Annotated in this window: 25 protein-coding genes and 1 pseudogene; 18 read left to right on the forward strand and 8 right to left on the reverse strand. The window is 68.9% G+C overall.

Annotated elements, in window-relative coordinates; translation table 11 throughout:
• The first annotated feature begins 40 nt into the window (after positions 1-40).
• Complete coding sequence (locus WKR98_RS04650) at positions 41-697, forward strand: flavin reductase family protein (RefSeq protein ID WP_124692090.1); 657 nt, start codon at positions 41-43, stop codon at positions 695-697.
• Between the two features lie 19 nt (positions 698-716).
• Here WKR98_RS04650 and WKR98_RS04655 read toward each other — a convergent pair whose 3' ends face one another.
• Both WKR98_RS04655 and WKR98_RS04660 read right to left on the reverse strand, forming a co-directional pair.
• A complete protein-coding gene (locus WKR98_RS04655) occupies positions 717-1706 on the reverse strand; it encodes a Bug family tripartite tricarboxylate transporter substrate binding protein (protein WP_124692091.1) in 990 nt (329 codons plus the stop codon).
• Positions 1703-3124: an amidohydrolase family protein gene (locus WKR98_RS04660; RefSeq protein ID WP_341432208.1), complete on the reverse strand. Its 1422-nt coding sequence runs from the start codon at positions 3122-3124 to the stop codon at positions 1703-1705. Before WKR98_RS04660 ends, WKR98_RS04655 begins: the two co-directional genes overlap by 4 nt.
• A 174-nt stretch (positions 3125-3298) precedes the next feature.
• Between WKR98_RS04660 and WKR98_RS04665 the strand changes: the two genes are divergently transcribed.
• On the forward strand, positions 3299-4219 hold the full coding sequence (locus tag WKR98_RS04665) for a LysR family transcriptional regulator (RefSeq protein WP_341432209.1): 921 nt from the start codon (positions 3299-3301) through the stop codon (positions 4217-4219).
• Here the strand turns inward: WKR98_RS04665 and WKR98_RS04670 are convergent.
• The 4 genes from WKR98_RS04670 to WKR98_RS04685 form a co-directional block, all read right to left on the reverse strand.
• Positions 4216-4839, reverse strand: a complete 624-nt coding sequence (locus WKR98_RS04670; protein ID WP_341432210.1) for a sensor histidine kinase — start codon at positions 4837-4839, stop codon at positions 4216-4218. The genes WKR98_RS04665 and WKR98_RS04670 overlap by 4 nt on opposite strands.
• Before the next feature lie 52 nt (positions 4840-4891).
• Positions 4892-5077, reverse strand: a complete 186-nt coding sequence (locus WKR98_RS04675; RefSeq protein WP_124692095.1) for a CsbD family protein — start codon at positions 5075-5077, stop codon at positions 4892-4894.
• Positions 5078-5213: 136 nt separating this feature from the next.
• Positions 5214-6725 carry a helix-turn-helix transcriptional regulator gene (locus tag WKR98_RS04680; protein ID WP_341432211.1) on the reverse strand — a complete coding sequence of 504 codons (1512 nt, stop codon included), beginning with the start codon at positions 6723-6725 and terminating at the stop codon, positions 5214-5216.
• Positions 6722-7717 carry a LysR family transcriptional regulator gene (locus tag WKR98_RS04685; RefSeq protein WP_124692097.1) on the reverse strand — a complete coding sequence of 332 codons (996 nt, stop codon included), beginning with the start codon at positions 7715-7717 and terminating at the stop codon, positions 6722-6724. The genes WKR98_RS04680 and WKR98_RS04685 overlap by 4 nt, the downstream gene beginning before the upstream one ends.
• Positions 7718-7846: 129 nt before the next feature.
• Between WKR98_RS04685 and WKR98_RS04690 the strand changes: the two genes are divergently transcribed.
• The 5 genes and pseudogenes from WKR98_RS04690 to WKR98_RS04710 all read left to right on the forward strand — a co-directional run bounded on the left by WKR98_RS04690 (position 7847) and on the right by WKR98_RS04710 (position 14093).
• A complete protein-coding gene (locus WKR98_RS04690; protein WP_341432212.1) occupies positions 7847-9940 on the forward strand; it encodes a hydantoinase/oxoprolinase family protein in 2094 nt (697 codons plus the stop codon).
• Positions 9940-11716: pseudogene (locus WKR98_RS04695) on the forward strand (hydantoinase B/oxoprolinase family protein); the annotation flags it as partial. The gene WKR98_RS04690 and the pseudogene WKR98_RS04695, both read left to right, overlap by 1 nt.
• 24 nt (positions 11717-11740) lie before the next feature.
• Positions 11741-12061 carry a hypothetical protein gene (locus tag WKR98_RS04700; RefSeq protein ID WP_445936092.1) on the forward strand — a complete coding sequence of 107 codons (321 nt, stop codon included), beginning with the start codon at positions 11741-11743 and terminating at the stop codon, positions 12059-12061.
• Positions 12058-13092: a CobW family GTP-binding protein gene (locus WKR98_RS04705; RefSeq protein WP_341432214.1), complete on the forward strand. Its 1035-nt coding sequence runs from the start codon at positions 12058-12060 to the stop codon at positions 13090-13092. Before WKR98_RS04700 ends, WKR98_RS04705 begins: the two co-directional genes overlap by 4 nt.
• Positions 13093-13127: 35 nt before the next feature.
• Positions 13128-14093, forward strand: a complete 966-nt coding sequence (locus WKR98_RS04710; RefSeq protein WP_341432215.1) for a Bug family tripartite tricarboxylate transporter substrate binding protein — start codon at positions 13128-13130, stop codon at positions 14091-14093.
• Here the strand turns inward: WKR98_RS04710 and WKR98_RS04715 are convergent.
• Complete coding sequence (locus WKR98_RS04715; RefSeq protein ID WP_341432216.1) at positions 14080-15024, reverse strand: LysR family transcriptional regulator; 945 nt, start codon at positions 15022-15024, stop codon at positions 14080-14082. The genes WKR98_RS04710 and WKR98_RS04715 overlap by 14 nt on opposite strands.
• A gap of 98 nt (positions 15025-15122) precedes the next feature.
• On the opposite strand from WKR98_RS04715, the gene WKR98_RS04720 reads away from it, so the two are divergent.
• The 9 genes from WKR98_RS04720 (at position 15123) to WKR98_RS04760 (ending at position 23699) form a co-directional block, all read left to right on the forward strand.
• Positions 15123-16340 carry an MFS transporter gene (locus WKR98_RS04720; RefSeq protein WP_341432217.1) on the forward strand — a complete coding sequence of 406 codons (1218 nt, stop codon included), beginning with the start codon at positions 15123-15125 and terminating at the stop codon, positions 16338-16340.
• 99 nt (positions 16341-16439) lie between these two features.
• Complete coding sequence (locus tag WKR98_RS04725; RefSeq protein WP_124692104.1) at positions 16440-16721, forward strand: type II toxin-antitoxin system HigB family toxin; 282 nt, start codon at positions 16440-16442, stop codon at positions 16719-16721.
• Positions 16709-17158, forward strand: a complete 450-nt coding sequence (locus tag WKR98_RS04730) for a helix-turn-helix domain-containing protein (RefSeq protein WP_341432218.1) — start codon at positions 16709-16711, stop codon at positions 17156-17158. The genes WKR98_RS04725 and WKR98_RS04730 overlap by 13 nt, the downstream gene beginning before the upstream one ends.
• 218 nt (positions 17159-17376) lie before the next feature.
• A complete protein-coding gene (locus tag WKR98_RS04735) occupies positions 17377-17889 on the forward strand; it encodes a MarR family winged helix-turn-helix transcriptional regulator (RefSeq protein ID WP_124692106.1) in 513 nt (170 codons plus the stop codon).
• Positions 17890-17944: 55 nt separating this feature from the next.
• Positions 17945-18874 carry a branched-chain amino acid transaminase gene (locus tag WKR98_RS04740; protein ID WP_341432219.1) on the forward strand — a complete coding sequence of 310 codons (930 nt, stop codon included), beginning with the start codon at positions 17945-17947 and terminating at the stop codon, positions 18872-18874.
• Between the two features lie 5 nt (positions 18875-18879).
• Positions 18880-20469 (forward strand): gamma-glutamyltransferase family protein, encoded by a 1590-nt coding sequence (locus WKR98_RS04745; protein WP_341432220.1) that lies wholly within the window; start codon positions 18880-18882, stop codon positions 20467-20469.
• Between the two features lie 55 nt (positions 20470-20524).
• Complete coding sequence (locus tag WKR98_RS04750) at positions 20525-21670, forward strand: M24 family metallopeptidase (RefSeq protein ID WP_341432221.1); 1146 nt, start codon at positions 20525-20527, stop codon at positions 21668-21670.
• 26 nt (positions 21671-21696) lie between these two features.
• Positions 21697-22683, forward strand: a complete 987-nt coding sequence (locus WKR98_RS04755) for an ornithine cyclodeaminase family protein (RefSeq protein ID WP_341432222.1) — start codon at positions 21697-21699, stop codon at positions 22681-22683.
• Positions 22684-22721: 38 nt separating this feature from the next.
• Positions 22722-23699: a Bug family tripartite tricarboxylate transporter substrate binding protein gene (locus WKR98_RS04760; RefSeq protein WP_341432223.1), complete on the forward strand. Its 978-nt coding sequence runs from the start codon at positions 22722-22724 to the stop codon at positions 23697-23699.
• Positions 23700-23738: 39 nt separating this feature from the next.
• Here the strand turns inward: WKR98_RS04760 and WKR98_RS04765 are convergent, their stop codons facing one another.
• Complete coding sequence (locus WKR98_RS04765) at positions 23739-24281, reverse strand: MarR family winged helix-turn-helix transcriptional regulator (RefSeq protein ID WP_341432224.1); 543 nt, start codon at positions 24279-24281, stop codon at positions 23739-23741.
• A 186-nt stretch (positions 24282-24467) separates the two neighbouring features.
• On the opposite strand from WKR98_RS04765, the gene WKR98_RS04770 reads away from it, so the two are divergent.
• Both WKR98_RS04770 and WKR98_RS04775 read left to right on the forward strand, forming a co-directional pair.
• On the forward strand, positions 24468-25598 hold the full coding sequence (locus tag WKR98_RS04770; RefSeq protein ID WP_341432225.1) for a Rieske 2Fe-2S domain-containing protein: 1131 nt from the start codon (positions 24468-24470) through the stop codon (positions 25596-25598).
• Between the two features lie 8 nt (positions 25599-25606).
• On the forward strand, positions 25607-26386 hold the full coding sequence (locus tag WKR98_RS04775; protein ID WP_341432226.1) for an SDR family NAD(P)-dependent oxidoreductase: 780 nt from the start codon (positions 25607-25609) through the stop codon (positions 26384-26386).
• The last annotated feature ends 3 nt before the right edge of the window (positions 26387-26389 follow it).

The following is a 26389-nucleotide window of genomic DNA, read 5'->3' on the forward strand; positions in this document are numbered from 1 at the left end:
GCATGGCAGATTCCCCGATCCATCCCCTGGAGCTTCCGGCATGTACTTCGATCTTGCAGCCATCGACCGGCGCAGCATCTACAAACTGATGACGGCCACCATCGTCCCGCGGCCGATCGCCTGGGTCGTGACGCGCGACAACGGCGGCGGCCTGAACGCCGCGCCATTCTCTTTCTTCGGCCTGATGTCGGGCGATCCTCCGGTGATCGCGATCGGCGTCGGGTCGCGCCAGGGCAAGCCCAAGGACACCGGCGTCAACCTGCGCGACGGCGGCGAGTTCGTGGTCAACCTGGTCTCGCGCGAACTGATGGCGCAGATGAACGTTACCGCCATCGACTTCGGCCCCGAGGTGGACGAGCTGGAGATGGCGGGGCTGGAGACGGCGCCCTCGATCAAGGTGGATCCGCCGCGCATCGCCGCCGCCCCGGTGGCGTTCGAATGCGTGACGCAGCATGTGCTGCCCATCGACGACCACCGCTGGCTGGTGGTGGGCCGGCCGGTGGCCATGCACGTGCGCGACGGCGCGGTGCTGGATGCCGGGCGCCACTACATCGATACCCCGGCGCTGGACCTGGTGGGCCGCATGCAGGGCGGCGGCTGGTACGCCTTGCAGGACCATCTGGTGGAAATGCGCCCGCTGACCGAAGCCGCGTGGCGCGAACAGGCGGGTACCGCCGGGGCCGCGGAGTCCCGCTAGCCCCGCGCGGCGGGCGGGGTCAGGTCTCCGGCGCGATGTTCTCGCTGCGTATGACCTGGGTCCAGCGCTGGATGTCCTCGGCCACGAAGGACTGGGCCTGCGCGGCCGTCGTAGGCCAGGGCGAGGCCGCCTGTTTCTTCAGCGCCGCCAGCATCCCGGCGTCCGACAGCGCCTGCGCCACCGTCTCGTTCAACCGGCGCACGACCGCCGGCGGCAGGCCGCGCGGACCGGCCAGGGCGTACCATGCGCTGACATCGAAGCCGGGCAGCACCGTCTCGGCCACCGTGGGCACCTCGGGCAGGCCGGGATAGCGGTCGATCGACGTGACGGCCAGCGCCCGGACCGCGCCGGCCTGGATCTGGCTGACCGCGTTGCCGGCCAGGGACGTGAAGATGTAAGGCACCTCGCCGCCCATCAGTGCCATCATGGGCGCGTTGCCGCCCTTGTACGGCACGTGGGTCATCTGCACGCCCAGGCGCGACTGGAACAGCACCGCGGCCAGGTGCATGCCGGTGCCGATGCCGCCGGTGCCGAAGTCGACGCCGCGCGGCCTGGCCCGGGCTTCGGCCACCAGGTCCCGCACGGAGGCGGACTTGGCGGCGGGGCCAGCCAGGATCACGAAGGGACTGCGGGTGACCATGGACGCCAGCGTGAAATCGCCGGCCGGATCGAAGGGCAGCGACTTGTACAGTCCCGGCGCCGCCGAATGGCCCGAGGCCATGAAGAACAGCGTGTAGCCGTCGGGCGCGGCCTTGGCCACGAGGTTCGCGCCCAGCGTGCCGCCGGCACCGGGCTTGCCTTCGACGTAGGCGGTCTGGCCCAGGTGTTCGGTCAGTTGCTGCGCCAGCAGGCGGGCCTGGATATCCACCGCCCCGCCGGCGGTGAAGCCGTGGACCAGGCGGATGGGTTTGGCGGGCCAGGCTTCCTGGGCCAGCGCGCGGGCGCCTGGAAGGGTGGCGGTGGCGCCGGCCAGCGTGGCCAGCTCGCGGATGAATCGGCGGCGTGTCATACCAGGAACCTCCCGGGTTGGGGTCCGCGCTCGACCGGCACGCTCTTGAACGAGCCGTCCTGGAAGAGGCGCAGGCGGGACGCCAGCAGTTCGTCCGTCAAGCGGGCGAGGCGGCCGGCGTCGAAGGCGAGGCGGCCGTCGCGCTTGACGAAGCGGCCCGCGACCATGACGTTCTCGATGTCAGAGGTTTCCGCGTACATGACGACGATGTGCGCGGGATCGCCGCCGGCGTTGGCGGGGAAGATATTCATGCCGCGCGTGTCGATCATGATCAGGTCGGCCTGCTTGCCCGGCGCCAGCGAGCCGGTCTTGCCGTCCAGGCCGAAGGCCTTGGCCCCGCCCAGCGTGGCCCAGTGGATGGCATCGCGCGTCTGGGTGGAGTGCTGGGTCTTGGCCGGCCAGTTGCCTTCGGCGAACAGGCTGCGGTTGTCCAGTTCGCGCTGGTGCAGGAAGGCATGGCGCATGACCCACAGCATGGAGCTGTTGAAGTAGGGATCGCAGTCGGTTCCCAGCGAGGGCGTGGCGCCGTGCTTGACCAGCCGTCCCAGCATGGCGGGCTTTTCGTAGTTCAGCATCTCGGTCAGGTTGGTGGCCGTGATGGTACAGCCGGCGTCCAGCACGATCTTCAATTCGTCGTCATCGAAGCAGTTGCCGTGGCCGATGTTGTGGTCGGGACCCAGCAGGCCCTCGCGGGCCAGGCGTGGATAGCCGTCCTCGACCACACGTTTGCCCTTGCGGCCATAGGTGTGGGCGGAATTGAACAGGCCGTACTCGCGCGCCAGGCGGATGTCGTGGGCGGCCACGTCGTACTCGCCCCAGTCGGGGCCCAGGATGGCCATGGCCAGCGTGACCAGCCCGTCATCGGTGGCCAGCCGGCCCGTGCGCAGGCGGTGGATCTCGTCGCGCGGGAAAGGCTGCTTGTAGTAGGGAACGGCGCCTTCGCGCTCGGGCGGCTTGACCGTGCCGCGCGCGAACACGGCGCGTATGCCCGATTCCTCCAGGGCGTCGATGGCGGCGTCGGTCATCTCGGCGTCGCGCAGGATGTGGCACCAGTCGACGATGGTGGTGGTGCCGTTGCGCAACTGGTTCAGCGCGCCCAGCAGGTTGCCCAGGTAGACGTCGCGCGCGGTGTAGTAGGTGGCCAGCTTCTTGTGCAGGTTGGCATGGTAGTCGCGGCTGCCGACCCAGTCGGCGCCGATGCCGCGCAGCTGGAATTCCCAGGTGTGGATGTGGGCGTTGACCATGCCCGGCATGACGATGCGGTGCGTGCCGTCCACGATCTCGTCGGCGGCCGCGTTCAGGCCGGGGCCGATGGCGGCGATCCGGTCGCCGTCGATGAGGATGTCGGCCTGGGCGAAGTCGCCCACGGCGGGGTCCATGGAAAGGATGGAAGCGTTCCTGATCAGCGTGCGGCTCATGTGTCCCCTCGGATGTGATGGCGGAGATCCCCGGGGCCCGGGCCATCAGGCCGTGGACCGCCGGGTGGGCGGAGGCAGGACGCGCGCGACTGCGTAGGGAAGCCATGTTGACATTTTCCCCATCGGCGATAAACATCGTCAGATCAAAAAATTGTTTTCCAATCCGGAAAAAATATGGACCGCTTCGTGGCGATGTCGGTGTTCCGCAAGGTCGTCGAGCACGAAAGCTTCACGCAGGCCGCGCGCCAGCTGGGCATGTCGGTGGGATCGGTCAGCAAGTACCTGACGTGGCTGGAGCTGCACCTGGGCACCTCGCTGGTGGCCCGCACCACGCGCCGCCTGAACGTGACCGAGGCGGGCCGCAGCTACTACGCGCAATGCGCGCGGCTGCTGGACGACCTGGAGGAGGTCGAGCGGTCGGCCGCGTCCATGCAGACCATGCCGCGCGGCATGCTGAAGGTCCGCGCGCCGGTGTCGCTGGACTACGCGGGCTTCGGGGTCATGATGGGGGAGTTCCTGCGGCAGTTCCCCGCCGTCAAGGTCGAGATGACGCTGAACGACCGCTTCGTCGACCTGGACGACGAAGGCTACGACGTCGCGCTGGCCCTGGGCAGCAACCAGAAATACGTCAACCATCCCACGCACGCCACCCGCGCCATCGCCCGCATGACGCGCACCGTAGCGGCATCGCCCGGCTATCTGTCGGGACGCGAGGCGCCCGCCGCGCCGCAGGACCTGAAGCGCCACGACTGCCTGGTCTACGATCGCGGTCCGGCCCCGGACGAATGGCATTTTTCCGACGGACGGACCGAGCGCATGGTGCACGTGGGCGGCAGCCTGCGCAGCAACAACAGCCAGGTGCTCAAGGATGCGCTGCTGGGCGGCTCGGGCCTGGCCATGCTGCCGACCTTCATGATCGCCCGGGCCCTGGACGAAGGGCGGCTGGTACCGGTGCTGCCCGCCTGGACGCCGGCGTCGCGCACGCTGTATGTGATCCACCCGCGGCCGCGCCATTCGTCGCTGAAGATACGCGAGTTCGTCGACTTCGTGTCGGCGTGCTTCGAGCGGGATCCGCGCTGGCGGCTGGAGCCTTAGCGCCCCAGCCCGATGACCGCGATGATGCGCCCGAAGGCAACGGACCGGTCGATGGTCAGCGAGCCGCCATGCTGTTCGCAGATGCGTCCGACCAGCCGCAGCCCGAAGCCGGCATCGGCCGGCAGCTGGAACTCGGGCGGAAAGCCCACGCCTTCGTCCTCGACGGTAACCGTGACCAGGCCCGGCCCGTACTCCACGTCGAGATGGACGTTGCCGGCGCTGTACTTGACGGCATTGGTCGCCAGCTCGATCAGGACCGAGCCGAGCGACATCGCGGCGTCGCTGTCCAGCGGCAACTCGTCGCTGGACGTGATGGCCACGAGGCGGTTCGAGCGAGGGTCGATCAGCGCCGACTGCAGATGCTGCGCCAGGTCGGCCAGATACGCAGACGCGTCGGGCACCACGCCGGGTTCCTGCCGGTACGCATGATCGTGCAGCCGTACCAGGCTTTCGATGCGGCTGACCGCGACGCCGAATTCCCGGCGCACGTCCTCGTTGCCGGAACGCCGCGCCTGGACCTGCAAGGCGCTCGAGAGCAGATGCAGGCCGTTGCGCATGCGATGGTGCAGTTCGCGTAGCCGAAGTTCGTGGAGGGTGCTGGCGTCGTCAGGTGGGGACATGGATGTTGCTGGTGTACCGGGATGGGGCGGCGGCCCGTGGGCCGCCGCTGCGTTACTTCTCGTTCAGCTCGTCACGCAGCTTGTCCTTGGCTTCGCCGATACGGCGCTGCACGGTTCCCACGGTCTTCTCCACCTTGCCCTTGGCTTCGGTGGACCGGTCGCCCGTCAGCTTGCCCGCGGTTTCCTTGACGGTGCCCTTGACTTCCTTGGCTGCGCCCTTGATGCGATCTTTGTCCATGCGAACTCCTCATCGATGGTAAGGGTGCAGTCCGTTGCCGGACTGGGGGTGGGACAGACTTTAGCGTCGAGCCGGGACCGCGGCTAGATGAGCATGTACCAGGGGCGGTAGTCTTTCTGTCCCACGGGCCGCGCTTCTAGCGCCCACGTGTGCGTCCGGCGCCCTTGGCCGGCACCTCGTATCCGGTCACGCCGCGCTGGCGCGCCCAGACGATGGCGTCGCTGCGGCGGTGCACGCCGATCTTGCTGTACAGCATCGCGATGTGGTTGCGCACCGTATTGGGCGATACCCGCATCGCCGCCGCGATCTGCTCGTTGTTCTCGCCCTGGCACATCCGTCCCAGCACTTCGTGTTCGCGCGGCGTCAGTTCCGACAGCGCCAGGGTGCCGGCCAGGGCGTCCTGCGGACGCCGGATCTGGGCCAGCTTCTCGATGACGGTACGGCTGAACCAGGAGGCGTCCTGCATGACGGTGTCGATGGCCGCGACCAGTTCCTCTTCACCGCGCTTGCGATCGGTGATGTCCTGGATCGCCACGAGCACGCAGGCCTGGCCGTTGATGGTGGCGGTTTCGGCCGACAGCAGGCAGTCCAGCACGTCGCCGCCGCGCGTGCGCAGGGCGACCTCGGCGTTGCGCACGCTGCCGGTGGCGTCCAGGTTGTCTTTCAGCTTGCGATGGACGGCGGCGTCGGCCCACAGGTGCAGGTCGGCCGGCGTCTTGGCCAGGATGTCCGGCGCCTCGTGGCCGGTGGCGGCGATGAAGGCTTCGTTCACCGCCATCAGCGCGAAGTCGCCGCGGTGACAGACGGCCATCGGCACGGGCGCCAGCATGAAGGCCTTCGAGAAGCGTTCCTCGGTCTGGCGCAGCGCGTCCTCGGCCCGGCGGCGCGGCTCCAGGTCCATGAAGGTGAAGAGCATGCAGGTGTCTTCGCACACGTCCAGCGGCTGGCCGGCCACGATGACGAGCTTGGTGCCGCCGTCCTTCAGGCGCAGCGAGGCTTCCATCTGCGGAATCGTGCGGCCTTCCTCCAGCAGCCGTATCGCTTCGTCGCGGCGCGCGGCCTCGTTAAGGACGTCCAGTTCGTAGGTGGAGCGGCCCAGCACCTCGTCGCGGGCATAGCCCGTCATGTCCAGGAAACCCTGGTTGACCTTGACGTAGCGCAGGTCGGCCAGGCTGCAGATGATGGCGGGCGCGGGGTTCGTATTGAAGGTGCGCTCGAAGCGTTCCTCGGCGCTGAAGCGCTCGGTCACGTCCTGGATCACGAGCACGAGCGACTGGGGTTCTTCCGATGCGCCGGTCAGCACGAGGCCGCGCACCTGGAGCATGCGCCGGAAAGACTCGTCGCCGGGCCGGGTCGCCTCGACCACCACGTCGCTGAAGCGCTCGCCCGCCAGCACCCGCATGATCGGATACTGGGCCGGCGCGAGCGTGTGGTTGTTGCGGTACTTCAGGGTGTATGCGGCGACATAGTCCTCGGCCGTGCGGCCCAGGGCGGCCAGGTTCTTCGCGTCGTGGATGGCCAGCGCCGTTGCGTTCGCCCAGATGATGGCGCCGTCCGGATCGAGCAGGACGATGCCTTCCGTCAGCCCCGAAATGATCTGCTGGAGTTGGCGCCGGTCGGGATGCGGCTTGTCGGTGCTCTTGCTCATGCGGACCTCGGGTTTGTGCCGCGGCTGGCGCCGGACCTGGCGCCACGGTGCCGGGCAGTGTATCCGATCGCCGCCGCTTCCTTCGGCGGGCTGAGGTCGCCGCCCCATTGTTCGACGATGTCCTGCAACATGGTTGAAACGGCCTGGCAGGCGGGCGTCATCACGCCCGACTTCGGCAGGGCCAGCGTGACGTAGCGGCGCAGGTCCGGATTGACGAGGCGGGTGGCCTGCAATGATCCCTGGCGCAGTTCGTGCATGATCGAATAGGGCCCCAGGACGGCATACACCGACTGGGTGGCGGCCAGTTCCTTCTGCGCGGTCAGCGAATCCGCCTCGATCGCCGCTTGCAGCGCGAAGCCCTTGCTGCGGGCGGTCTCGTCCAGGATCGCGCGCCAGTGGGCGGGCCGCCGGGGCAGCACCAGGGGCAGGTCCTGCAGGCGCGCGAAGTCGATGGAAGGCGCGCGCGTGAGGGGGTCGCCGGGACGCGCCACGAGGTAGGTGTGGCCGGTGGCCAGCAGCCGTTCCTCGGCGCTGGCCGGCTTGTGGAAGCGGAACAGGACGGCCATGTCGACCAGGCCCGCGTCCAGCAGTGCGTCGAGTTCGCCGCCCTGCCCCTCGCGCACGTTCAGGCGGATCAGGGGGTACTGCTGGCGTACGCGGCCGAACAGCGTGGTCAGGAGCGGATGGGCGGCCGACGGCAGGATGCCCAGGCGGACTTCGCCCATGGGTACCGGGGACGTCGAGCGGATTTCGCGGAACAACTGGTCGGTGTCGGCCAGCCAGGTCCGCACGCGGGCGATGATGTGTTCGCCCAGTTCGGTCAGGACCACGCCGCGGCCCGTGCGGCGGAACAGCCTGCCGCCGCACTCGCGTTCCAGGTTGCCGATCTGGCGGCTGACGTGCGACTGCACGGTCATGCGCGCGGCCGCCACCTTGGTGAAGCTGCCGCTTTCGGCCACTTCGACGAACAGTTTCAGGTCGGCCTGGTTCATGGGTTGGCAGGTTCGTTAAGACATCTCTATTTTGGCATGTCTGAAATCTCTGGTCACAGTCTAGGAAGATATCTGCGTGCTTCCTACACTGCCAGCCGTCACGACATCGCGCGCACTGCGCCCACAACCATGACCGCACCCCATCTGGCGCCCGCAGCGGCGCCCCTGCGCATCGCCGTGGACATCGGCGGGACGTTCACCGACATGGCCGCCTTCGACGAAGGCACCGGCACGCTGCATTTCGGCAAGGCCCTGTCCACGCACGGCCGGCTGGTCGAAGGCATCCAGCACACGCTGGACGGCGCCGGCATCGACCTGCGCAACGGCTACCTTTTCCTGCATGGCTCGACCATCGCCATCAACACGCTGCTCGAACGAAACGGCGCGAAGACGGCGCTGCTGATCACCGAGGGATTCCGCGACATCTACGAGATCGGCCGCGTCAACCGCCCCGATGCCTACAACCTCTTCTTCTCCAAGCACACGCCGCTGGTCAAGCGTTCGCTGCGCTACGAAGTCCAGGAGCGGCTGCGCGCGGACGGCAGCATCCACAAGCCCCTGGACGAGGCACGGGTGCGCGAGGTGGCGCGGGAATTGAAGGCGCAGGGCGTGGAGGCGGCCGCGGTGCTGCTGCTGCATTCCTATCGCAAGCCCGACCACGAGAAGCGCGTGAAGGAGATCCTGCTCGAGGAACTGCCGCACGCCTTCGTGACCGCCTCGCATGAGCTGTCGCAGGAATATCGCGAGTTCGAGCGTGTGTCGACCGCGGTCGCCAACGCCTACGTGGGGCCGCGCGTGTCGGCCTACCTGGGCCAGCTCGAGACGCACCTGGGCGAGCGCGGTTTCGGCGGCGACTTCTACGCGGTCCAGTCCACCGGCGGCCTGTTCCCGCTGGAACATGCGCGCCGCGAATGCGTGCGCATGCTGGAGTCGGGTCCCGCCGCGGGCGTCATCGGCGCCCAGGCGATCTGCGCGCAGCTCGGCCTGCCCGACGCCATCGCCTTCGACATGGGCGGCACGACGGCCAAGGCCGGCGTGATCAGCGAAGGGCGCCCGCTTACCACCGGCAGCGCGCTGATCGGCGGCTACGAGAAGGCGCTGCCCATCCAGATCCCCATGATGGACATCTTCGAGGTGGGCACCGGCGGCGGCAGCATCGCGCGCGTCGAGCTGGGCAATGCGTTGCGGGTAGGCCCGCGCAGCGCCGGGTCCATGCCCGGCCCCGTCTGCTATGCCCGCGGCGGCACCGAACCCACCGTGACCGACGCCAACCTGGTCCTGGGCCGCCTGGACGCCGGACACTTCCTGGGCGGCGAGATGCCGCTGGACCTGGAAGGCGCGCGCGCCGCCATGCACGAGCGCATCGCCGCGCCGCTGGGACTGGAAACGGTCGAGGCCGCGGACGGCATCCTGCGCATCGCGGTGACGGCGATGTCGCACGCGGTCAAGGCGGTCACCACCGAGCGCGGCCTGGACGCCGGCAGCTTCACCATGGTGGTCTACGGCGGCGCCGGGCCGCTGCACGCTTCGGCCATCGCGCGCGAACTCGGCATCCGCCGCGTGCTCATTCCCTATGCGCCGGGCTATTTCTCGGCCTACGGCATGCTGTTCAGCGACCTGCGCTACGACTACGTGCGTTCGGTGTTCCGCCACCTGGACGACCTGTCGTTCGACGAGATCGAGTCGCTGTACGCATCGATGGAGGCGGAAGGGCGTGCGGCGGTCGCGGCCTCGGCGGTGCGGCCGGACGAGATCGTTATCGAGCGTTCGGCCGACATGCGCTACGTCGGCCAGGAACATGCGGTCACGGTGGACCTGCCGCGCGTGTATTTCGAGCGCCAGGACCGCGACGCGATCAAGCGCCATTTCGACGACGTCCACGCCATCCGCTACGGCACCAGCGCGCCGGCCGAACCGGCCGACATCGTCAGCCTGCGCGTGACCGTGCTGGGCGTGATGCGCAAGCCGCCGCGCCATGCTGTGCGGGCCGGCGGCCAGACGCCGCCCGAAGGCGCGCTGCGCGCCACCAAGCCGGTGTACTTCCGTTCGCACGGCCAGGTGCCGACGCCGGTGTACCGCCGCGACGCCCTGCTGGCCGGCAACCGCATTCCGGGGCCAGCCCTGATCGAAGAACACGCCTCCACGACCGTCGTCCAGCCGGGCGACGAACTGACCGTGGACGACTGCGGCAACCTGCACGTGGCCATCGGGAGCGAACGTTGATGAACGCGCGAGAAACGAACCAGCACACCGTCGATCCGGTCACGGTGGAGATCATCCGCAACGGCCTGCTGGCCGTGACGGAGGAAATGAAGACCAACCTGACGAGGACCGCCTACAACCTCATCATCTACGAGGCGCTGGACTTCACCGTGGGCCTGTTCACGCCCGAGGGCGACACGGTGTCGATCGGCCTGGGCCTGCCCATGTTCATCCGCGGGATGTCCGAGACCGTCAAGGCCAAGATCCGCCACTTCGGAATGGAGAACATCCATCCCGGCGACATCCTGGTCACCAACGACGCCTACGTCACCGGCAGCCACCTGAATCACTTCACCTTCACCATGCCGGTGTTTCACGAGGGCCGCATTGTCGCCTTCACGTGCTGCATGGCGCACTGGCTGGACGTGGGCGGCACGCTGGGCCAGGTCACGACCGACATCTTCTCGGAAGGGATACAGATCCCCATCGTCAAGTACCGCCGCGCCGGCGTGGTCAACCAGGACCTGGTCGACATCATCGCGATGAACGTGCGCCTGCCCGAGCGCGCGCTGGGCGACCTGCGCGCGCAGATCACCGCCATCACCACCGGCGAGCGGCGCTTCCTGGAACTGGTCCAGCGCTACGGCGCCGATGCCGTGCACGGCTCGATCGCGCAGATCATGGACCAGTCGGAAGCGGTGGCGCGGCAGAACACGCTCAGCATTCCCGACGGCGTCTACGAGGCCGAGTCCTACATGGACGACGACGGCGTGGACGTGGGGCGGCGCATTCCCATCCGGGTCAAGGTGATCAAGCAGGGCGACGAGATGACCATCGACCTGTCGGACGTGAGCCGGCAGGTGCGCGGCTTCTACAACTCCGGCTTCACCACCGGCATCGCGTGCGCGCAGGTGGCCTTCAAGTGCCTGACCACGCCCACCGACTATCCGGTCAACGACGGCAGCTTCCGGCCGTTGAAGGTGGTCATGCCCATGGGTACCGTCATCAGCGCCGAGCGCCCGTTCCCGATGCGGGTCTGGATGACTTTCCCCATGACCGTCATCGACACCATCTTCAAGGCGCTGGCGCCGGCCATACCCGACCGCGCCATCGCCGGCCACCATGCCGACCTGGTGTTCCCCAACATCCACGGCATCTCGCCCGAGGACGGCCGCCTGTTCATCGTGGGCATCGGCCCGCTGGGCGGAGGCTGGGGCGCGAAATCGCGCGAGGACGGCGTGTCCGTCACGGTGTGCATCAACGACGGCGACACCCACAACAGTCCCACCGAGCAGCTCGAGGCCAAGTATCCGGTCCTGGTCGAGCGCTATGCCATCCGCGCCGACAGCGGCGGCGCCGGCACCTATCGCGGCGGACTGGGCGCCGAGATGGTGGTGCAGGCGCTGTCCCCCTTCGCCGTGACCACGCGCATCGACCGCATGCACTGCAAGCCCTGGGGTCTGGAGGGGGGCCACGAGGCCGCGGGCAACGGCATCGCCATCCGCCGCAAGGGCGAATGGGACGACGGCATGCCCAACGCCAAGATCTTCAACGTGCGGCTGGAGCGCGGCGATGCCTACAAGATGCTGTCGGGCGGCGGCGGCGGTTTCGGCGATCCGCGCGGACGCGACCCCGAGACGGTGGCCGAGGACGTGCGCGAGGGCTATGTCAGCGCCCAGGCGGCGCGCGACGTCTACGGCGTGGCGATGACCGCCGAAGGCGCGGTGGACCATGCCGCCACCCAGGCGCTGCGGGGCCGCCGTGCCGCCTGATGCCGCCGCCCGCGCCGCCGCGCTGCTGCGCCTGTGGAACGACCTGGCGCTGCAGCACGTGTCCATGGGCGGCGCCTGCGCGTGCGGCATGGGCGGCGTGACGCTGCGGCTGCAGGATTTCGAGCGCGACATCCTGGACTACCTGCGCGACGATGCCGGGCGGCTGGGCGAGGCCGAGGCCCACGCGCTGCTGCAATGCCATGCCCCCGCCGGACAGGAAGGAGGCATGGCAGCCGTGCTGTCGGCGCTGGCCGATCCCGACGGGGGTGTTCCGCAGGCCGGCGCGGCATGGCTGCTGGGCCGGCTGGATCGCACCCTGAGTTCTTTCGCCCGCCTGCACGGCGGCGCGCGTTCCGGAGCCTTGCCATGATAGAGACGGACGACCGCATCCCGGTCACGGTGCTGACCGGCTTCCTGGGCAGCGGCAAGACCACGCTGCTGAACCGCCTGCTGGCGCGGCCCGCCCTGCGCGACACGGCGGTCATCATCAACGAGTTCGGCGAGGTGGGGCTGGACCACCATCTGCTGGAACAGAGCGCCGAGGACATGGTGCTGCTGGCCAACGGCTGCATCTGCTGCACCATCCGCGGCGACCTGGTCGAGGCCTTCGACCGGCTGGACCGGCGGATGGCGGACCAGGCCGCGCCGTTGCGGCGCGTGGTGATCGAGACCACCGGGCTGGCCGATCCCGCTCCCATCCTGCACACGCTGATGGGCGAGCCCGCGGTGGCGCGCCGCTACCGGCTGGACCACGTGGCCACGACCGTCGATGCCTGCAACGGCATCGATACGCTGGACCGGCAGGAAGAGGCGGTGAAGCAGGCAGCGGTGGCCGACCTGCTGGTGCTGACCAAGACCGACCTCGCGTCCGCCGGCCAGTCCGAGGCCCTGCTGCGCCGGCTGCGGGAGATCAATCCGGGCGCCGATGCGGTGCGCGCCGGCCGTGACGACGGCGACTGGCTGGCGGCGCCGGACGGCCGCCCGCGCGACGTACGGCGCTGGCTGCACGCCGATGCGCACGATGCGCACGGACATCCCGCCCACCGCCATGACCACGGACACCATCACGACCACGACCGCACCCGCCACGGCGACCGCATCCGGTCGTACGTGGTGACCCGCGACGAACCCGTGTCATGGGCCGGCGTGCAGCGCTGGCTGGCCATGCTGGCCACGCTGCGCGGCCCCGACCTGCTGCGCGTCAAGGGCATCGTCAACGTCATCGAGCACCCGGGCCGGCCGGTGGTCATACACGGGGTCCAGCACGTGTTCCATCCCCATTCCTTCCTGCCCGCCTGGCCCGACGACGACCACCGCACCCGCATCGTCTTCATCACCCGCGACGTCGACCGCGACCTGGTCGACGACACGCTCAGGATCTTCGAGCGCCGACAACCCTAGCCCCCCCGCCCATCACAACGACAAAGGAGACCGACATGAAGCCTTTCATCCGATATCTCGCGGGCCTGCTGGCCTGCGCCGCCACGTTGGCCGCCAGCGCGCAGGCCTATCCCCAGCGGCCCGTCCGCGTCATCGTGCCCTATCCGCCGGGCGGCACGGTGGACGCGGTGGCGCGCGTGTTCGCCGACAGCCTGGGCCACCAGCTGGGCCAGACCTTCGTGGTCGAGAACCGCGCCGGCGCCAGCGGATCCATAGGCAGCGAAGCGGTGGCGCGCGCGCCGGCTGACGGCTACACCCTGCTGGTCAATGCCTCGACCTTCGCGGCCGGCCCGTGGCTGCTCAAGTCCCTGCCCTACGACATCCACAAGGACTTCACGCCCATCACCAACCTGGGCGAGGTGCCGCTGCTGGTTACCGCCAACCCCGGCGTGCCGGCGAAAGACCTCAAGTCGTTCATCGCGCTGGCGCACCAGGCGCCCGGCAAATACTTCTTCGGCGCCTCCGCCGCCGGTTCGGCCAGCCACCTGGCCGAGGCCGCCATCAGCTACGAGGCCAAGGCCGACATCCCCGTCGTGCTGTACAAGGGCACCGGGCCTGCGCTGACCGATCTCATGGGCGGCCACATCAGCGCCGTCATCGATGCCGTGCCGTCGTCGCTGCCGCCGGTCAAGGCCGGCCGCACCAAGGCGCTGGCCGTCACCAGCGCCCAGCGCCTGCCTTCGCTGCCCGACGTGCCCACGGTGGCCGAATCGGGATTGCAGGGATTCGAGATGGTGTCCTGGTACGGCCTGTGGGGGCCGGCGGGCCTGCCCGCCGACGTGGTGGCCAGACTGCACGACGCCGTGCGCAAGGCCATCGACTCGCCGCGGGTCAAGCAGACGCTGAGCGAACAGGCGTTCGTCGGCAAGGGGTCGCCGCCCCAGGCGTTCGCGGACTATGTCCGCGCCGAAAGCGCCAAGTACGGGAAGCTGATCAAGGCGGCGAACATCACCGTCGAGTGAGCGCCGGGGCCACGCCCGCCATGGTCGGCATGGCGGCGCGCATCATGTCGATGAAGGCGCGCAGCTTGGCCGGGTAGTAGCGGGCGTACGGATAGATCAGGTAGAGCGGCAGCGAAGCGGCGCGCCATTGGGGCGCGACGTGGCGCAGCCGGCCCTGGCGCAGGTCGTCGGCCACCACCCAGGCCGACGTGATGCCGGCGCCCACGCCGTCCAGCATGGCGGCGCGCAGCGCGTACAGGCTGTCGGTGCTCATGCGCGGGCGGATGGGGAAGCGGTGCCCGATGCCGTCGGCGCCGCGCGTCAGCACCACCTCGTCGCGGTAATACATGTTCAGCGCCACCCAGGGCAATGTCTCCAGGGCCTTGACCTCGTCCGGCGGCGTACCGTTCGGCAGCAGGGACGGCGCGGCCACGACGATGCGGGGCACTTCGGCCAGCAGGATGGCGACGACATCGGGGTCGTTCACCGCGCCCACCTGGATCGCGCAGTCCAGCCCTTCGGCGATGAAGTCGGCGTGGCGGTCCTGCAGCAGCCATTCGACCGAGGCTTCGGGATAGCGCCGCAGGTAGTCGGTCAGCGGCGCCACCATCTGGTCCTGGCCGAAGGCATGCGGCACCAGCACGCGCAGCGTGCCGCGCGGCTCGTCGTGGGCGCCGCGCAGGTCGGCCTCCATGGCGTCCCAGGTCGCGCCCAGTTCCTTCGCGTGGGCATAGCAGCGTTCGCCGTCGCTGGTCAGCGTCATGCCGTGGGTGGAGCGCTGCAGCAGGCGCAGCCCCAACAGGCGTTCCAGCGTCTGCAGCCTGCGGCTGACCGTGGGCTGGCTGGTGCCCAGTTGCACGGCGGCGGCGGACAGGCTTCCGGCTTCGACGATGCGGACGAAGGTCTGCATCAGTTCGATGCGGTCGATGGAAGGGGACACGCTGGTTTTCATGCGTCAAGCGTATAACGAATCTGCGTCCTCAGGGGCTACACGACGTAACCGCGGCCATGCAGAATCCCGTCCTATCGAACGATTCCGGGTTTACGAGCATGTCATCCATACAAATCGCGCATGGTGCGTCCCTAGCTGCCGCACCCGCCGCGCGGCTGACCACCTCGCTGGTCGGCCTGCTGGCTACCGGGGCGGGGCTGAGCGTGGCTTCCATCTACTACAGCCAGCCCATGCTGGGGCTGCTGAGCCAGGACCTGGGGGCCGGCGAAGGCACCGTGGGCCTGGTGCCCACCTTGACCCAGCTGGGCTACGCGGCGGGGATCCTGCTGCTGGCGCCGCTGGGCGACCGCTACGACCGGCGCCGCATCATCGTCGGCAAGTCGGCGGTGCTGGCGCTGGCCCTGTTGCTGAGCGGCCTGGCGCCGGGCGTGGGCTGGCTGCTGGCCGCCAGCCTGGCGGTGGGACTGGCGGCCACGCTGGCTCAGGACATCGTGCCGGCGGCCGCGACGCTGGCGCCCGATGCGCAGCGCGGCAAGGCCGTGGGCACCGTCATGACCGGCCTGCTGCTGGGCATCCTGCTGTCGCGCGTGGTCAGCGGCTTCGTGGCGGAATACTGGAACTGGCGCGCCATGTTCCTGGTGGCCGCGGTGTCCGTCGCCGGCGTGGGCGTGGTGGCGGCGCGCGGCCTGCCGCGCTTCGCGCCCACCGCGCAGCTGGGATATGGCGCGCTGCTGGCTTCCATGGCGCAATTGTGGCGCCGCCATGGCGCGCTGCGCCGCGCGGTCTACGCGCAAGGCCTGTTGGCGGTGGGCTTCAGCGCCTTCTGGTGCACGCTGGCCGTGATGCTGCACGACCGCTTCCACCTGGGCAGCACGGCGGCCGGCGCCTTCGGCCTGGCCGGCGCGGCGGGCGCCCTGGCCGCGCCCTTCGCCGGCCGGCTGGCCGACCGCCGCGGTTCCGACGGCGTGGCCCGCATCGCCACCATCATCGCCGCGGTCTCGTTCGCCAGCCTGGCGCTGACCGAGGTGTTGCCGGCGCAGGCGCAGCTCGCCCTGCTGGTCGCCAGCGCCATCGGCTTCGACTTCGGCGTGCAGGCTTCGCTGGTGGCCAGCCAGACCCAGGTCTACGGCCTGGAGCCCGCGGCGCGCAGCCGGCTGAACGCCCTGCTGGTGGCCGGAATGTTCATCGGCATGGCCGCTGGCGCGGGGCTGGGCAGCCTGGTGTGGGCGCACGCGGGCTGGCTGGGCGTGGTGGGGCTGGCCACGGCGACGGCACTGGGGGCGTTGGGGGTGAGGATGGGGCGCTTGGTGCGCTAGCTAGTCGTGGATGGCAACACGTCGTGCGTGTACGTCCGGATTCAGCTACGGTTGTATTGCATTTTGCTATTTTTATTTGCTTTTGCGATAATCTATTCCATGCACATCATCTCCAAGCGGTCATTGCGTGAATTCTGGGTCGTCCACCCAGCATCCACCAATGCGCTGCTTCATTGGCACACCACGCTGGAACACGCTCAAGCAACCGATTTCTCTGCATTGAAGACGGTGTTCAACACGGTGGACTGGGTGGGTGGCTATGTAGTCTTCGACGTAGGCGGCAACAAGTACCGCATCGTTGCGGACGTGGTGTTCCGATCGCAAACTGTCTTCATCAAGCACGTTTTTACGCACAAGGAGTACGACTCATGGAAGCCGTGATCCCCGACCTGACCAAGGTGGCCCGCAGCTATGGCGAGTTCCGCGCCGTGGCCGGCGTGGGTGCGATCCGCAACGAGGTGGACTACGACCGTGCCCTGGCGCTGATTGAAGCGATTCTGGACCAAACCCGCGATACCCCTGCACGGGAAGATGTGACGCACCCGCTGGCTGACTTGCTGGACCTGCTGACCGCAGCGGTGCATGAATATGAGGCCGACCACCATGCCATTCCGGCCTCATCCCCTCGGGATGTGCTGCGCTTTCTGATGGACCAGCATGGGCTGACCCAGTCCGACCTGCCCGAGGTGGGAAGCCAGAGTGTGATTTCCGAAATCCTGGCAGGCCGCAGGATGTTCAACACCCGGCAGATTGCAGCCCTGGTCGAGCGGTTCCATGTCGGTGCGGATGCCTTCATCGAGCGTGGCGGTAAGCCCTGAGCGAAGAACCGTACTGTCCCGACGTTCAATCAATCCCTTCAATCGTCCAGCCCCTGAGCGGATTTCCCTGTAAGGCGGCCCTGATACGCGGACCGAGTTCACTCCTCTTTCATCATTTATATGCAAACACATCCGAAAAAATACTTGTAAAAGAACTTGCATATGCAAGTTTATTTGTGAGTAAATAGGCCCATCGCAACCATCACGGTTCCTCCGCCATGGCCTCCAGCTCGACGCGTTCCTCCCGCCGCAAGCCGGTCGATCCGGTCGATGACGAGCCGGATGCCTTCTCGGACCAGCGCAGCGAAAAGAAGACGGCCTACCTGCTGCGCCAGGTGTCCGAACGGCTGGCCATCAGCCTGACCGAGGCGCTGCGCCCCTTCAACCAGACCGCCAGCGTGTACCGGGTGCTGATCGCCCTTACCCGCCGCGACCATGCCCGGATGCGCGACCTGATCGAGCTGACGCTGGTCGAGTCGTCAACGCTCAGCCGCACCATCGGCCGGATGGAGGCGCAGGAACTGGTCACGGTCGAACAGGACGACGACGACGGCCGCGCGGTCATCATCTCCATCACCCAGGCGGGGCGCGACCTGCTCGATGCGATGCTGCCCGCGGTGTCGGCGCAGTACGAGTGGTCGGTGCACGACGTGCCGCCGGCGGACCTGGAGATCCTGCGCACCACGCTGCAGCGCATGCTGCGCAACCTGAAGATTTCCCCCATCAAGTAAGCGGCAATCCCATCAAGCAGTTCTTGCGGTCGGCCTTTCCTGGAAGGAGGCGGTCATGGAAGAGCAGGGTTCACCCATCTGGATCGATGGCAAGCTGGTCGATTGGGCGGATGCGTCCGTCCATTTCGTCAGCAACAGTTTCCAGTATGGATTCGGGGTCTTCGAAGGCATACGCGCCTATGACGGCGAGCAGGGAACCTCCATATTCCGGCTCGACGCCCACATCGACCGGCTGTTCAAGTCGGCCAAGATCATCGGGCTGGACATTCCCTACACCCGGGACACCATCGTCGAGGCCTGCCGCGAAACCGTCGCGGCCAGCGGCCACGCGAAGTGCTATCTGCGGCCGGTGGCCTACATCGGCTACGGCGGCATGGGGCTGAACTACACGGGCTGCAAGGTCAGCGTGGGCATCGCGGTCTGGTTCTGGGGCGAGTACCTGGGCCAGGGCAAGCTGGAGCAGGGCACGCGCGTCAAGACCTCGTCCTATACGCGGCATCACATCAATTCGAACATGTCCAAGGCCAAGGCCTGCGGCAACTACATGCTGTTCCAGATGGCGCGCACCGACGCGCTGCGCGGCGGCTACGACGAGGCGCTGCTGCTGGATGCCCAGGGGCACGTGGCCGAGGGCTCGGTCGAGAACGTCTTCATCGTGCGCGACGGGCAACTGATCACGCCGCCGCTGACCTACATCCTGGACGGCATCACCCGCGACTCCATCATCCAGCTGGCGCGCGGCGCGGGCCTGGCGGTGCGCGAGGAGTTCTTCACCCGCGACGCCATGTACATCGCCGACGAGGCCTTCTTCGTCGGCACCGGCGCCGAGGTCACGCCGGTGGTGGCGCTGGACGACCGGCCCATCGGCCAGGGCGTGCCGGGACCGGTGACGCGGCGGTTGCAGTCGCTGTATTTCGATGCCGTGCGCGGGCGCGACGAACGCTACGCGCACTGGGTGACCCCGGTGGCCGGCGTGCCCGCCTGAGCGCCATGGATCTCGATTACGCATTGCCTTATCCGTCGCAGCGTTCGCCGGTGCTGGCGCGCAACGTGGTGTGCGCCTCGCAGCCGCTGGCGGCGCAGGCCGGGCTGCGCATGCTGCTGCAAGGCGGCAACGCCGTCGATGCGGCGGTGGCGGCGGCCATCGCTTCCACGGTGGTCGAGCCCACCGCCAACGGCGTGGGCAGCGATGCCTTCGCGGTGGTCTGGGACGGCGCGAGCCTGCACGGGCTGAATGCCAGCGGCCGCGCGCCGGCCGCCTGGGAGGCGGCGCGCTTCGCCGGGGGCGAGACCATGCCGCGCCGCGGCTGGGACAGCGTCACGGTGCCGGGCGTGGTGTCGTCATGGGCGGCGCTGAGCCGGCGCTTCGGCGCGCTGCCTTTCGAGCGCCTGTTCGAGCCGGCGGTGGACTATGCGCGGCGGGGGTTCGCGGTCAGTCCGCTGATCGCCGCGCTGTGGCATCGCATCGCGCCCAACTATGCCGACCAGCCGGGTTTCGCCGAAGCCTTCCTGCCTGGCGGGCGCGCGCCGGCCGCCGGCGAGATCTTCCGCAACGCGCCGTTGGCCGGCACGCTGGAGGCCATCGCCGCCACGGGCGGCGAGGCCTTCTACCGGGGCGCACTGGCCGAGGCCCTGGTCGCGCATGCCGCGCGCCACGGCGGCGCGATGACGCGGGACGACCTGGCGGCGCACGAAGCGCACTGGTGCGGCACGCTGTCGCAGCGCATCGGCGACGTCGACGTGCACGAGATTCCGCCCAATACGCAGGGCATCGCCACGCTGATCGCGCTGGGCATCCTGGCGCGCCACGACCCGCGGCGGCACGCGGTCGACAGCGTCGAAGCCATGCATCTGCAGATCGAGGCGATGAAACTGGCGTTCGCCGACGTCGAGGCCTTCGTCGGCGATCCGGCCTCGATGCAGATCGACCCGCGGTCGCTGCTGGCGGACGACTACCTGGATGCGCGCGCGGCGCTGATCGATCCGGCGCGCGCCGGCGATTTCGGCGCGGGCGCGCCGCGCCAGGGCGGCACGGTCTATCTGGCCGCGGCCGACGCGGCGGGCATGATGGTCTCGTTCATCCAGTCCAACTACGAGGGCTTCGGTTCGGGCGTGGTCGTGCCCGGCACCGGCATCAGCCTGCAGAACCGCGGCATGGGTTTCTCGTTGCGGCCCGGGCATCCCAATCTGGTGGGATCGCGGCGGCTGCCGCTGCACACCATCATCCCCGGCTTCGCGATGCGCGCGGGCCAGCCCGCGATGAGCTTCGGCGTGATGGGCGGGCCGATGCAGGCGCAGGGGCATCTGCAACTGGCCGTGCGCACGCAGCTGTACGGCCAGAACCCGCAGGCCGCGTCCGACGCGCCGCGCTGGCAGGTGGTGTCGGGACGCAAGGTGCTGGTCGAGGCCGGCATGCCGGAAGCCATCGTGGCGGGCCTGCTCGCGCGCGGCCACGAGGTGCGGCGGGAATCGCCGCAGGCCGCTTTCGCGTTCGGCGGCGCGCAGTTGATCCTGCGTGGCGACGACGGCTATGTGGCGGGATCGGACCATCGCAAGGACGGCGCGGCCGTCGGCTTTTGACTACCGCGCCACCCGCTTCCCCAAGGATGCGGCGCGGCGACAGGAGGAGCGAACAGTGAGCGTGCCACGGCAGGAATTCGAATCGAGGATGGCCCGCGCGCGGGCGGAAATGGCGCGCGCCGGCATGGACGGGCTGGTGGTTACCGATCCCGTGGGCTTCTACTACTTCACCGGCGAGAAGGCCAGCCCAGGCCGCCCGGCGGCCTTCGTGCTGCCGGCCGCGGGCGAACCGGCCCTGGTGAACTGGAGCGGCCCGGACATGTTCGCGCGCCTGTACCGCCGGCCGGGCAATCCCAGCGTGGCCGACCGGCGCATCTACCCCGAGGTGCCGTTCGACCGCGAGCCGGCCACCGACTGGGGGCTGCGCGACATCCTGGCCGAACGCGGGCTGCACGCCGCGCGGCTGGGCATCGAGCTGGGCAACGAACCCCGGCTGGGCCTGGGGCTGGCGGATCTCGACCGCCTGCGCGGCGAGCTGCCCGGCATACGCTGGGTCGATGCCTCGCCGGTGATCTGGGCCTGTCGCATGATCAAGTCCGAATGGGAGATCGAGCAGCTGCGGCAGGCGTGCGCGATCGGATCGCGGGCCTGGGGGCAATGCCTGGAATCCTTGGACGAGGGCGTGACGCAGCGCGCGGTCCAGCAGCGCATCATGGCCCTGTACGCCGAACTGGGCGCGGACCTGGATTCGGGGCCGCCGGTGGCGCTGGGCGCCACGGGTCCCGGCGGCGCGTTCCGGCGCGGGGACATCCTGTACCTGGACGGTGGCTGCAGCGTCAACGGCTACAAGATGGACATCACGCGGCGCGCGGTGTTCGGCGCGCCCAGCGCGCGCCAGCAGGGCGAGCACGACGGCATGTGGGAAATCCTCTTCCAGGTGATGGAGAAGATCCGGCCCGGCGTCACGACCGCATCGGTGTTCGAGTATTCGCAGTCGCTGCTGGCCCGGACCGGCTGGACCAACTACTCGGACCATCCCGCCAAGCGCATCGGCCACGGCATCGGGCTGGTCAACGAGCCGCCCTACATCAACGCGTTCGATACGCACGTGTTCCAGGAAGGCATGAGCATCACGCCGGAACCCAAGATCGAGACGCATGAAGGGCTGCTGAACGCGGAAGAGCACGTGATCGTGCGCGCGCAGGGGTGCGAGATCATCTCGGGCTCCCTGGACTGGCGGCTGCACACCATTTCCCTGTGAACCCGCAGGCCTCGATGGAGACCGACATGCCCGCCGCCATACGCCCGCTCCTGCTGTCGGCCACCGACGTCGCGCATTGCGCGCCGCCGCTGGCCGAGGTCATCCGCGTCGTCGAGGACACCTATCGCCGCGATGCGGCGGGGGAAGTCGAGGTGCCGGCCAAGGTCGCGCTGCACCCGCACGGCCCGTCGAGCTTCCTGCACGCCATGCCGGCCTGGGTGGGCGGCCAGCAGGCGCTGGGCATGAAATGGGTGTCGTTCTTTCCGGGCAATGCCCGGCATGGCGCGCCGGACTCCAGCGCGCTGATCGTGCTGAACGATCCGCTTACCGGCGTGCCGGTGGCCATCATGGACGGGATGTGGATCACCTACGCCCGCACCGGCGCCTGCGCCGCGCTGGCGGCCAGGTATTGCGCGAACCCGGCGCCGCGCCGCGTCGGCCTGGTGGGCTGCGGCGGCCTGGGCGAGTGGTCCCTGCGCTGCCTGGCGGCGCTGTTCCCCTCGATCACGGAAGTATTCGTGGCTTCGCAGCGCCCCGCCTCGCGGGCGGACTTCTGCGCGCGCATGGCGGGCCAGGGGCCGTGGACGCTGACGCCGGTGGACGAGGTCCGGCAGGCCGTGCAGGACATGGACATCGTGGTGTCTTCCGTGCCCAAGCTCCAGACGCACCCCATCGCGGCCGAATGGTGGTCGCCGGGCACGGTGCTGATCCCGCTCGACATCACGGGCTCGTGGGACGACGCCACCTATCGGCGGGCCGACCGCGTGGTGTGCGATCACCGGGACAACCTGGCGCGCGCCTTCGAGCGCTACCGGCCGGGGCTGGCCATCGACGACGCCCGCGGCGTCGGCATGCAGGACATCGTGAGCGGCCGTGCCCCGGGACGGGCCGCCACGACGGATCGGGTCATGGCTTTCATGACCGGCATAGGCAGCATAGACGTGGCGGTGGCGTGGGACATCTACCGCCGCGCCGACGAGCAGAACCGGGGACAGCGCTTCGACCTGGCGTAGGTGCCGGCCAGGGTTTCCTTACATTCATGGGAGTTCTTATGAGCAAGCCATGCAGTGGATGCCGTTTGGTCCTGGCCATCGCCAGCCTGTCGTTCGCCGCCGCCGCCTTCTCCGCCTATCCCGAGCGGCCGGTCAAGATCGTCCTGCCCTATCCGCCCGGCGGCGGCGGGGACCTGGTGCTGCGCAACCTGCAGCAGGCCCTGGAGAAGCAGCTCGGGCAGCCCGTCATCGTCGACTACAAGGCCGGCGCGGCGGGCAACATCGGCACGCTGGACGTGGTCAACGCCGCGCCCGACGGCTATACGCTGCTGATGGGGCCGACGAACAACTTCGTCATCAACCAGTTCCTGTTCCCCAAGATGGGCTTCGATCCGCTGGCGGCGCTGACGCCGGTCAGCCTGCTGGTCGAGCAGCCCTATCTGGTCACGATCACGGGCGCGCTGCCGGCCCGCGACTATGCCGGATTCGCCGACTACGCCAAGGCCCACCCGGGCAAGCTGAACTACGGATCGCCGGGCGCGGGTACCGTGCCCCACGTGTCCGCGCTGATGCTGTCGGACCAGCTGGGCGCGCGCATGGTCCATGTGCCCTACAAGGGCTCGCAGCCCGGAGTGCAGGCGCTGGTCGCCAACGACGTGCAACTGCTGATCGCCAGCTACGGCATCGTTGCCGGGCAGATCGCGGCGGGACGCATCCGCGCCGTGGCGGTGGCCGCCGACCAGCGGCTGCCGGCCTTGCCGCAGGTCCCGACCACGGCCGAGGTCGGCCTGCCGCCGGGCGTCATCCTGGCCAACTGGTGGGGCATCGCGGCGCCGCGCGGCACCGAGCCGGCCATCGTCGAGCGGCTGGCCGGCGCCCTGCGCGCGGCGGTCAATGATCCGGACGTGCAGCGCAAGTTCGTCGAGCAAGGCACGCTGCCGATCGCGAATTCTCCCGCGCAGTTCGCCGGCCGCCTGCGGGACGAGGCGCGGGCCTGGAAGGACATCATCACCCGGACGGGCGTGACGATAGAGTGACGGGCGTGCGATGCCCCCCTGGCGGGGCATCGCGGCGAATCAGCCCGCAGTGTCCGGATCGCGCGGCGCGCGCCGCCGTCCGCGTGGCTTGGGCCGGTAGTACAGCGTGGCCACGCCCAGCATTTTTGACAACAACCGCAGCAGTTGCTGTCTTTCCTTGGCCGTAAGAGGCTGGACGACCTCGTCCTGGATGTCCTCCAGCATCGGCCCCAGCTGCTCGAGCAGCGCCAGGCCTTCGGCCGAGGCTTCCACGCGCTGGCGCCGGCCGTCGGGCCGGCGCACGATCAACGAGCGTTGTTCCAGCCGGGCGGCCACCTGTCCGGTGGTCGAGGTATCGAGCCCCACGATGTCGCCGAGTTCGGCCTGGTCCACACCGGGCCGGATCGAGATCGTCTTGAGCACGACGTACTGGATGGGCGTGAGGTTGAAGCGCCGGGTGATGGGCGCGAAGGCCAGCGTGGTCTTCTGCTTGGCGCGCCGGATCAGGTGCCCCGGCATGCTGTACATGACCAGCAGCGGATCGGGCTCGCCGCGCGTAGAGCCGGCGCTGGCCGGCAGTTCGTGGTCGGGTTCGGGCTGCATGGAATCTCCTCGGCGGCAACGTTACCACACCCATCGACCGAGTTTGCCTACTTATATGAACACTTATACGTGTACAAATTTATAATTTCATATAAAACAATGAGTTATTGACTTAATGAATTCATTATTTGACATGTTATTTCCATCTTCTTATAGTGTTCGCATGCTAGAACCCAGGGGATGAAAATGAGCGACACCGCGGTCAAGGAACTGGTCCAGTTGATTCCGGAAGGCTTGCCGACCGGCCTGCGCAACTACTGGTATCCGATCCTGCAAACGGAAGAACTGCCTGCCGGCAAGCCGGTCGGGCTGAAGGTGCTGGGCGAGAACCTCGCCGCCTGGCGCGATGCCGACGGCCAGCCGAATGTCGTGCGCGATCGCTGCCCGCATCGCAGCATCCGGCTGTCGGTCGGCCGCGTCATGGATGGCGAACTGCAATGCCTGATGCACGGGCTGCGTTTCAACGGCGAAGGCCGCTGCACGCTGATCCCGTGGGAAACCGCGCATACCCCCCATCACGACCGGCTGGGCGTGCCCGCGTATCCGGCGCGGGAACTGGGGGGCTATATCTGGGCCTACCTGGGCGATCCGGTCCGCTTTCCGCCGCCGCCGCTCGAGACCCAGGTTCCCGAGGAACTGCTCAAGCCCGACGAATTCATCTGCTTCCGGCTGCCCACCTCCACCTGGAAGGCTAACTGGCTGCTGGCCATCGACGGCAGCGACGGCTTCCACGCAGTCGTGCTGCATACCGATTCGCAGGCCGTGCACCGCGCCGAACGCAAGCCGGGCAGCAACGAGGTGCCGCTGGAAGACCGCCGCATCAAGATCATCCGCACTTCGCACGGCGTGCGCGGCGTGTCGGTCGACCTGGAAGGCGAGCCCATCAATCACGGCCACTTCACCGTGGACGTCAAGGGCCAGCGCTTCTGCCTGCCCTGTCTGACCACCAATCCCATCATGCCGGCGCCGGGCGCCGCGCCCTACGCGTCGCGGCTGTGGCAATTTCCGCAGGATGCCCAGCACACGACGGTGGTCCGCTTCCTGTCCTGGCGTGCCCGGACCGAGGCCGAGCGCGCCGCCGCCACGCGCCTGTTCAACGAGGTGGCGCTGCCGCGGCTGGAGCTGGTCAACGCCGAGGACGCCTTCGCCGCCGAGGCGCAGGGCGACCTGATCGAGGCCCGTTCGCGCGAGTACCTGCTGGCGCCCGACGAGGACGTGATCAAGGTCCGCCGGCTGCTGCGCACGGCCTTCGTGTCGCAGGCCCAGCACGGCGAGCGCATCGACAACCCGGCCGGCTCGCTGGCCTACCCCGCCTAGGAGCGCGCATGGGACACAGGCTCGAAGGCAGGACCGCGCTGGTTACCGGCGGCGCGGGCGGCATCGGCCAGGCCATTGCCGCGCTGTTCGCCGATGAAGGCGCGCGCGTGATCCTGGTGGATCGCGACGCCGAGGCGCTGGCGGCGGCCGTGGCGCGCCTGGGCCGCGAGCGCATCGTCGCCGCCACCTGCGACATCGCCGACCAAGCCCAGGTGGCGCGCCTGGGCGACGCCATCCGGGCGGGCGGCGATGCGCTCGACATCCTGGTCAACAACGCCGCCACGCGCGAATACCACCGCCTGGCCGACGCCGATGCCGCCTCGTGGCAGCGCATCCTGTCGGTCAACGTGGTCGGCGCCAGCCTGGTCACCGCGCTCGCCCTGCCCTGGCTGCGCCGGTCGGGGCGCGGCGCGGTGGTCAACGTCGCCTCCACCTTCGGCATCTGCGGCCGGGCCGGCATGGGCCAGTACGACGCCACCAAGGCGGCGATGGTGGCGGCGACCCGGGTGCTGGCCATCGAGGAAGCGCGGCATGGCGTACGTGCCAATGCCGTGTGCCCGGGGTCGGTGCTGACCGGATTCACGCTGGGCCGCGCCGCCGCGCGCGGCCTGTCCGAATCCGAACTGAAGGACCGCGGCTTCGTGCCCGCGCCCATCGCCCGCTGGGGCGAGCCGGCCGAGATCGCGGCGCCGGTGTTGTGGCTGGCTTCCGACGAAGCCTCGTTCATCACGGGCGCCGTGCTGCCCGTGGACGGCGGGGTGTCGGCCAGCGGTACGCGCGTCGCCTAGCGC

It is taken from the genome of Pigmentiphaga sp. YJ18 (assembly GCF_038066655.1).
Lineage (GTDB): Bacteria > Pseudomonadota > Gammaproteobacteria > Burkholderiales > Burkholderiaceae_B > Pigmentiphaga.